A 6,611-nucleotide genomic window follows, 5' to 3' on the forward strand; every position below is an offset into this window, starting at 1 on the left:
ACAGGAAGCTGCTCGATTTCCTGAAAGCGCATCCGGCCATGAAGGAGACAGACGCGGTCAAGAACGAGCGCTTCGTCGCCCTCCGCTACGCCGAGCTGACGCCTGGACCCGCCAACATCGAAGCGATCGACAAGATCGCCAAGGCCATGCACCCGGAAGCATTTTGAGCTTGCGCCATCCGGCATTTGCGTTGGCCATGCTGGCGGGAGCGGCGGCGATCGCCGCTCTCGCTCTGCTGTCGATCGCCTATGGCTCGACGCTGATCCCGCTGGCCGACGTTGTAGCAGCGCTTGGCCGCGCAATCGGCTTAGGCGGGCACGACGTGTCCGGGCCGGTCGGCAAGATCGTCGTCGATCTGCGGCTGCCGCGCACGATCCTGGCCATCTGCGTCGGCGCGGGCCTCGGCGTCGTCGGCGCGCTGCTGCAGACAGTGACCCGCAACGATCTCGCCGATCCGTTCCTGTTCGGCCTGTCGTCGGGCGCCGCCGCCGGTGCCGTTTCCGTCATCACCGTCTTCGGCGACAGCTTTGGCATCTGGACGTTGCCGGTCGCGGCCTTCACCGGCGGCATATTGGCCGCCGGCGTCGTCCTGCTGCTGGTCGCGCGGGTGAGGGGCCAAGGGCCGGAGCGGCTGATCCTCGCCGGCCTTGCCGTGTCCTTCATGTTCACCGCCTTGACCAACTACCTGGTCTTTGCCGGCGACCAGCGCGCCGCCCACTCCGTGTTGTTCTGGACGATGGGCGGCCTTGGCCTGGCGCGCTGGGACAATATCTGGCTCGGCGCGCTGGGTGCGGGCACCATTCTGGCTTACGCGCTGTGGAACCACCGCCGGCTCGATGCCTTCCTGGCCGGCGAAAACGCCGCCGAAAGCCTTGGCGTGCCAGTGGCGCGCATGCGCCGAATGACGTTTCTCGTCGCCGCCTTCTCGACGGCGATCCTGGTCTCTGTCGCCGGGGTCATCGGCTTCGTCGGGCTGATGATCCCGCATCTGTCGCGGCCGCTGGCAGGCCCCTTGCATCTGCGCCTGGTTGCCAGCTGCGCCGTCTTCGGCGCGGTGCTTTTGCTGGCCAGCGATCTTCTGGCCCGAACGCTGCTGCCGCCGCAGGAACTGCCGATCGGCATCATCACCAGCTCGGTCGGTGCGTTCTTCGTCGTCACCATGCTGATCCGCAACCGGCTTTGAGCGCCTTTGGCAACCGGTCGCCGGATCACACAGTCCAGAAATAGCGCACGATGTGGAAGAACACCGGGGCGGCGAAGACCAGGCTGTCGGTGCGGTCCATCATGCCGCCATGGCCTTCGATGAGATGGCCCCAGTCCTTGACGCCCTGGTCGCGCTTGATGGCCGAGGCGACCAGCCCGCCTAGGAATCCCATCGAGCAGGCGACGAAGGCCACGCCTGCCGCCTGCAGCGCCGAGAAGGGCGTCACGAACGACAACAGCGCGCCGAGCAGGCTCGCCGACACCAATCCGCCGATCAGCCCTTCCCAGGTTTTCGACGGCGAGACGTTCGGCGAAAACCGGTGTTTACCAAACAGCTTGCCGAAGATGTACTGCAGCACGTCGCTGCCTTGCACGACGATGATCAGGAAGGCGATCAGCAGCAAGGTGCGGCCTTCGAAGCCTGGCACGTCGAGTGTCAGCAGGGCGGGGACGTGGCTGACGCAATAGACCGAGATCATCACCGCCCATTGCTGCGCGGCGATCCGCTCGAGGAAGCGTTCGGTGTCGCCATGCAGCGCCGTGATGGCCGGCATCAAGAGGAAGCAGTAGACCGGAATGAAGATGACGAAGAGCCCGTACCAGGCGGTCCACACCAGCCAGTACTGAAACGGGATGATGATGCCGAACATGCCGAGCAGCACCCAATGGTCGCTGCGGCGCGTATGCGTCAGCGTCACGAATTCGCGCAGCGCGGCGAAGGAAATCAGCGCAAACAGGATGGTCATCCCGTAACGGCCGAAGAAGAAGGCGACCGTCATCAGCGCCACCATCACCCACCAGGCGTTGATGCGCTGCGTGAGATTGACAAGCGTCGAGCTCAGCGGCTTCGGCGCTCGCGCCGAAAGGATGGTGGCGACGATGCTGGCGGTGGTCAAAACCGCCAGCAGGCCGATGATCAGGATGGAGATCTCGTGGCGCATCAATCGTCTCGCTCGGGACGCGGGTTGAGCGCCAGAAGCGCGGCGTGGGCGCGCTCGAGAAAGGCGCGGCGTTCTTCGCCCGGGCCAACCGCGACAGGCGCGCCGAAAACGACGCGGCACAGCAGCGGCACCGGCAGGAACTGGCCCTTGGGCAGCACGCGCGACATGTTCTCGATCCAGCACGGGATCAGCTCGACCTCAGGCCGCGCCGTCGACAGATTGTAGAGCCCGGAGCGGAACGCCAGCAGCGGCTCTTCGGTCATGTTGCGTGTGCCTTCGGGAAACAGGATAAGCGAGTGCCCTTGGTCGAGAACCGACAGCATGATCTCGATGGGGTTTTCCTCAGGTCTCGTCCATTGCCGGTTGATGAGCACGGACGACAAGATGTCCTGCGCGATAAAGCGGCGCAGCCGCGACTTCCCCCAATATTCGCCTGCGGCAACAGCATGGGTGATCGCGCGCTCCCTTTCGCTGAGACAGGCCGACAAAAGGATGAAGTCGCCATGGCTGGTGTGATTGGCGAAATAGATGCGCTGCCGCTCGGAGGGCAGGCTGCCGTTCCAGATCGGCCGCACCCCGGTCACCATCCGGGCCAGAGCCGACAGGCCGACGGAGGTTACCGTCTGCAGCAAGGTGAAGGTCTTGAGCGAAAGCTTGTTCATCGCGGCGCCCAAAACCCTGCCGCCAGAAGCGCTGCGGCAAACAGAGCCAGGGCAGCGCGTTGCTTGAACAGCAAGCGGCTTGTGCCGGCCATGCGGTCATCGAGCAAGCGTGTCGCGAACGGAGCCGGTTTCAGGCGCATGCGCGCCAACATGTCATCCACCGCGGCACCGCCGGAAGCTTCGTCGTCATGGCTCGCCATCAGTCGGAACAGCAGCGCGTCGAATGCCAGCAATGCCGACAGCGCCAGCACAGCAACCGCGCTCGCGGCGGCGATCGACAAAGCGATGGCCGCGGGCAAGGTCTCGAAGGCACCGCGCGCCGACGCGGCTAGAGGCGCAAGGACATTTGCGGTCAGCACGATTGCGGCCGGCCACGCGGCCTGTCGCATCAGCATGCCGGCGAAGCGGTCGGTGCGGTCCTGATAGGTATTGCCTGTCATGACGCCGCCCGCCCAGTGGCCTCTGCAAGGTGGACCGGCCGGCCGGCGGCCGCGAGCATCTCGCGGGCGAGCGTCGGCGTCCCGGCCCTGCCGGTCGCCACCAGCCATTCGGCGACGACGCCGGCGCTGCGCTGGAAGCCGAGCGCGCAGCACACCAGGACGGTGCCGTCGCGGCGTGCATTCTCCAGCGCGCCGGCTGCCTGTTGCCGTATCGCCAGTGGCGGCGGCAACAGGTCGATCATCGGAAAGCTGATCCAGCGGCAATCGGTTGTCGCCGGCTTTTCGAGTTCGGCGGCGAGGTCGATGACCGTGCCGAAGCTGTTGGCCTCGCTTGCCGTGGGAAAGCGCCCGAGAAAGACACCTTCGGCAATCGCCACCTGGGGGGCAAGATTGCGCGTCCAGGCCCATATGTTTGCCCTGGCGCCGAGGCGATAAGGCAAGAGCAGGACACGGCTTGCAAGCGTCATGCTGCCATCGGCGGATTTCTGGAACACTTTTTCGCCTGCCCCTGCATAGGCGAGGGTGACGATGGCCAGCGCCAGCGCCGGCCAAAGCAGGAAGAGCGCGACGGCGCAAACGTAGGCACCGAGCGCGGCACCGGCCAGCGCGAGGACGGCGCCCATAGCGTAGAACCGCGCCAGCCGCCGCGCTTTCGCATCGTTGGTCAGCCGGAAGCCTGCAAACGGCAATGCGCCGCTGCGCGGAAACAGCCACAGCGCAAAGAACCCGAGCAGCGCGCCGGTCGGGATGTCGATGAAGTGATGCTGCCAGGTCGTCAGCACCGAGGCGCCGATCAGAAAGCACCAGCCGTGCCAGAGCGGCAGGAGCAACCCGCCGAGCCGGTGGCGCCAATGATCCCAGATGATCGCCAAAAGGGCGATGTGCAGCGAGGGGGCCTGGTTGAACGGCTTGTCGAAACCGCCGAGCACGGCAAACAGGAAGCCGGGCAGGCCGGTCGTCGCCGGCCGCACGAATGTAGCGGTCAGCGGGAACAGGATGAAGCAGATAACGGCGACGATTTGCGCGGTGAGATAGCGTCCGGCCAGACGGTCGACCCCTTGCCTGTCGTTGTTGAGCAGCAGCGACAGGCCGTAGAACAGGTTGATCGACCAATAGGGCACGATGGTCCAGGCGACGAACGGGATGCCGTGCTCCCACGAGAACACGATACTGCCGACATCGTCGCGCCGCGACGCCAGCCAGTTGGCGAAGCCGTAGCTGAGATAGAAGAACGGCGCCAGGAAGGCCAGCCACAGGGCTGCCCTGACGACCACCCGGCTATAGGGTTCGGCACGCGCCACGGATGCAGGCGATGACACCATGCTGCTCAGCGGCGCCGCGCGAGCGAGACGGTGAAGATGCCCCATTGGTCGATGCGCTGGTCGAGCTTTTCGAAACCGGCGGCTTCGACGAACTGGTCCATTTCGCCTTGCGTGCGCCGGCGCATCACCCAGGCCTCGCCGCCGCGATGCGAGGTCAGGCTGCGGGCGATCATCTCGAGCTGCGGGTGCCAAGGCTGGTTGGTGTAGAGCAACAGGCTGCCCGGCTGCATGGCGCTGGCCAATCCACCGAGCGACCGGGCGATCATCGCATTGTCCGAGAATAGCTCGTAGAGGCCGGAAACGATGGCGAGGTCCGGCGCCGGATCGGCGTTGGCGAGCACGTCGGCATCGAAAGCGTCGGCGCGCTGGAACGTGACGTCAGCCGGCAATTGCCGCTCCGTGATCAGCTTGCGGCCAAGCTGCACGTTGAGGTCGGAATAATCCTGCAGACGCACGCTCGCCGGCTGGTCGGGGCTCTTCACGATGGCATCGAGAACATAGCGGCCGTGGCCGGCGGCGATGTCGAGAATATGCACTGGCCGGCCAGTGGTCTTGAGCGTTGCCAGGCAAGAGCCGATCAGTTCTTCGAGATGCAGCTTGCGCTGGCGGATGCCGCGCCAGCCGATAGCTTCCAGGAAGACACGGTCGACGACGCGGCCAAGGGGCGTAAGTCCGCGCGCGTCGTTTTCGTAGACATAATCCAGCGTCGAGCCGGAATCGAAGCCGGTGGCAATGCCGGTCTTCATGCCTTGGGAGACCCAGGCGCCCATGCGGATGGAGGCGCGGCTGAATGCCCAATAGAGGCCCTTTGGCGACATCAACGCGAGCGGTGAAGCAAGCCGGTCGGCCTCGTCGCGTGTGTAGCCGGCAATGTCCGCCTGCTTCAGGTCGACCGGCGCATCCGGTGCCGCGAACTGCCTGGCCAGGAACGGCCGGATCAGGTCGAGGGCCTTTGCCCGGTCGCGTTCGCCCAGCGTGTCGTGGAAGAAGCCCGGCAGCACATGACGTTCCTTGATGCGGCTGCCGAGATTGACGAAGAACTCGTGCTGCGGGCCGTGGCGCACGACCCAATCGCTGCCCGAAAGCAGAAGCTGCGTCGGCGCGGTGATGGCGCGGGCGTCCGCAACGATGCGGGCTGCATGCTGATAGAGTTCGACCAGGATGTTGGAAGCGATCGGCCGCGTGATCAGTGGATCGCTCTCGAAAGAGGCGATTCGCACGGGATCATGGGTCAGGAATTTCGCCTTGACGTAGGAATTGACGAAGAAGCGGCCCTTGATCTTCTGCCAGAGCGCTATGCCCTCCTTGGCGAAGGGCACGTAGAGTTTTACCGAGAAGGCCGGTGAGGCCAGCACCATGGCGCGCAGCTTCGGCGCATAGTCATGCACCCAGGCGGCGGCCAGAACGGCGCCGAAGGACTGCGCGATCAGCGCGATATCGCGCGTGGCGAAGCCATCCCTTTCAGCGATCTCGCGCATGAAGCAGTCGATGTCGCGCACCAGCGCCGAGAAGGACGGGGCATAGCCGCGCTCGCCGGACGAACGGCCATTGCCGCGGGCATCCCAGGCATAGAAGGCGTGGTCCGGCATCCGCAATTCATCGACGAGATGGGCCATGCGGCCGCCATGCTCGTGGCCGCGATGGAAGAGCACCATCGCGCCTTTGGCATCGGCCGAAGCCGCCGGCCAGAATCGGTAGAAGATCTCCGTCCCGTCATGGCTGCGGAAGACCCGCTCCTGCGCTTGCCGCGCAAGGCTTTCCGTGGCCGCGGCGGCGACCGGTTCGTGCATCATGGTCTTTCCCTCTGGCGGCCCCACTGGCGGCATGGCGAGCCTCGATGCTCAGCTGGCGCTGCCAATAAGCCCGGCGCGTATCCGGTTTATGGCGGTCAGCAGCGAAAGCGTTGCCATGGCCGGAAACACAAATGGCGCGATCGATGCCGGCCACAGCCCTGGGGCGCACAGCACGGCGACGACGCCAAGCGCCAGCGCCCTGTCGCTCTTGCCGAACGGCCCGGCATAGTTGCGGCCGATCTTGGCGGCG

6 protein-coding genes and 2 pseudogenes are annotated in these 6,611 nt (G+C 65.5%); 2 read left to right on the plus strand and 6 right to left on the minus strand.

From position 1 onward, the window contains the following. Positions 1–167, plus strand: a pseudogene (locus EN969_RS36720) (ABC transporter substrate-binding protein); the annotation flags it as partial. Between the two features lie 29 nt (positions 168–196). Further along, positions 197–1,183: an iron ABC transporter permease gene (locus EN969_RS11590; protein WP_081714386.1), complete on the plus strand. Its 987-nt coding sequence runs from the start codon at positions 197–199 to the stop codon at positions 1,181–1,183. 25 nt (positions 1,184–1,208) lie between these two features. On the opposite strand, the gene EN969_RS11595 is transcribed toward EN969_RS11590, so the two are convergent. From EN969_RS11595 to EN969_RS11620, 6 genes and pseudogenes are all read right to left on the minus strand, one after another. Continuing rightward, positions 1,209–2,144, minus strand: coding sequence for a phosphatidate cytidylyltransferase (locus EN969_RS11595; RefSeq protein WP_063167715.1), 936 nt, complete (start codon positions 2,142–2,144; stop codon positions 1,209–1,211). Further along, positions 2,144–2,806 carry a lysophospholipid acyltransferase family protein gene (locus tag EN969_RS11600; protein WP_024504853.1) on the minus strand — a complete coding sequence of 221 codons (663 nt, stop codon included), beginning with the start codon at positions 2,804–2,806 and terminating at the stop codon, positions 2,144–2,146. Before EN969_RS11600 ends, EN969_RS11595 begins: the two co-directional genes overlap by 1 nt. Further along, positions 2,803–3,246 (minus strand): hypothetical protein, encoded by a 444-nt coding sequence (locus tag EN969_RS11605; protein WP_024504852.1) that lies wholly within the window; start codon positions 3,244–3,246, stop codon positions 2,803–2,805. The genes EN969_RS11600 and EN969_RS11605 overlap by 4 nt, the downstream gene beginning before the upstream one ends. Then, the gene (locus EN969_RS11610) at positions 3,243–4,568 is read right to left on the minus strand and encodes a phosphatase PAP2/dual specificity phosphatase family protein (protein WP_024504851.1); all 1,326 of its coding nucleotides are present in this window, start codon (positions 4,566–4,568) and stop codon (positions 3,243–3,245) included. The genes EN969_RS11605 and EN969_RS11610 overlap by 4 nt, the downstream gene beginning before the upstream one ends. A gap of 5 nt (positions 4,569–4,573) precedes the next feature. Further along, positions 4,574–6,361 carry a bifunctional alpha/beta hydrolase/class I SAM-dependent methyltransferase gene (locus EN969_RS11615; RefSeq protein ID WP_181172674.1) on the minus strand — a complete coding sequence of 596 codons (1,788 nt, stop codon included), beginning with the start codon at positions 6,359–6,361 and terminating at the stop codon, positions 4,574–4,576. Positions 6,362–6,409: 48 nt separating this feature from the next. Further along, positions 6,410–6,611, minus strand: a pseudogene (locus tag EN969_RS11620) (CDP-alcohol phosphatidyltransferase family protein); the annotation flags it as partial.

It is taken from the genome of Mesorhizobium sp. M7A.F.Ca.CA.003.01.2.1 (genome assembly GCF_003998945.1).
Lineage (GTDB): Bacteria > Pseudomonadota > Alphaproteobacteria > Rhizobiales > Rhizobiaceae > Mesorhizobium > Mesorhizobium ciceri.

What these genes read in the sequence shown, in the direction of transcription:
- EN969_RS11590 (WP_081714386.1), top strand. Translation starts at nt 197, where the DNA reads ATGCTGGCGGGAGCGGCGGCGATCGCCGCTCTCGCTCTGCTGTCGATC.
- EN969_RS11595 (WP_063167715.1), bottom strand. Translation starts at nt 2,144, where the DNA reads ATGCGCCACGAGATCTCCATCCTGATCATCGGCCTGCTGGCGGTTTTG.
- EN969_RS11600 (WP_024504853.1), bottom strand. Translation starts at nt 2,806, where the DNA reads ATGAACAAGCTTTCGCTCAAGACCTTCACCTTGCTGCAGACGGTAACC.
- EN969_RS11605 (WP_024504852.1), bottom strand. Translation starts at nt 3,246, where the DNA reads ATGACAGGCAATACCTATCAGGACCGCACCGACCGCTTCGCCGGCATG.
- EN969_RS11610 (WP_024504851.1), bottom strand. Translation starts at nt 4,568, where the DNA reads ATGGTGTCATCGCCTGCATCCGTGGCGCGTGCCGAACCCTATAGCCGG.
- EN969_RS11615 (WP_181172674.1), bottom strand. Translation starts at nt 6,361, where the DNA reads ATGATGCACGAACCGGTCGCCGCCGCGGCCACGGAAAGCCTTGCGCGG.